This is a genomic window from Alicyclobacillus sp. CIJ1 (assembly GCF_057538885.1).
This window is the reverse complement of sequence record NZ_BAAJPH010000079.1, coordinates 1-876: the sequence shown is the minus strand read 5'-3', so window position 1 is coordinate 876 and position 876 is coordinate 1. Positions and strand designations below refer to the sequence as shown.

General features: G+C 57.6%; 1 protein-coding gene. It reads right to left on the bottom strand.

The window, feature by feature from the left end; all coding sequences use genetic code 11:
* Window positions 1–876, bottom strand: an 876-nt coding sequence (locus AC27E8_RS06540) for a hypothetical protein (protein ID WP_487111380.1), incomplete at both ends; no start/stop codon positions are given.

Here is an 876-nt window from a genome sequence, read left to right as displayed (position 1 = left end):
CCTGATCCGTCACCGAACCGCCTATGCCAGCCTCCAGCGTGACCGGCTGCTCGCTTTCGTTATGGCTCGCAGATGGCTCAGTCAATACGGCTTGATACACACACCCCGACGCAGTACAATATCCGCTCGAATACCAGCCATTAGGGAAATACGTTCCTGATGCTCCGGCAGGCGTGGCTGGACTCTCATTCACAACCTGGATGATGACCTCATCCCCAGGCTGCCAGCCCTGCACGCTGTACGACTCCGTAATCGTTCCGCCATAGGTTGTCGATCCCGGCGTCGCCATGAGCGTAATGGACACACCTGTGTTATTTCCCCATGCCACCGTGACAGCAGGCGATGTCGTGCCTTGTCCCACGTCCGTCGGGCTAGGCGGATTCGGCGGCGTCGTGGTTACCCAAAACTTCACCACTTGCGCCGTGTTCGATACCGCCTGAAGCGTCGTCGTGCCAGTGTCATTTACCGTGATTTGATAGTTACCATTCGAGTGACACCCTTTAGTCGTGCAAGTTTGTGACGCTTGTTCACCCTGGATCACGGGGGCCGTGCTATATAGTGTCACCGTTCTCCCCGGCGCATTTGCATTGACTGTGATGGTCGAGACCTGTCCCACAGGCAATTGCGTCGGAGACGCGCTCACGGTTGCGCCTGCCCACGTGATCTGGAAAGTTTCACTCGATTCCATAACCCCTTCGGGGTTGATGAGACTCGCGGTGTAGGTCACCGTCTGCGGCGTTTGCGTGCTGACGCTCACCGTTCCAGTCGAAGCGCCGTTATAGAACGTCTGATTCAGTGACGCTCCATCCGTTCCTCCGTTCGAGACCAGCGTCACGCTCCAGCCCGTGTTCGTTGCCGCAGGCAAGTTCCCGTTGT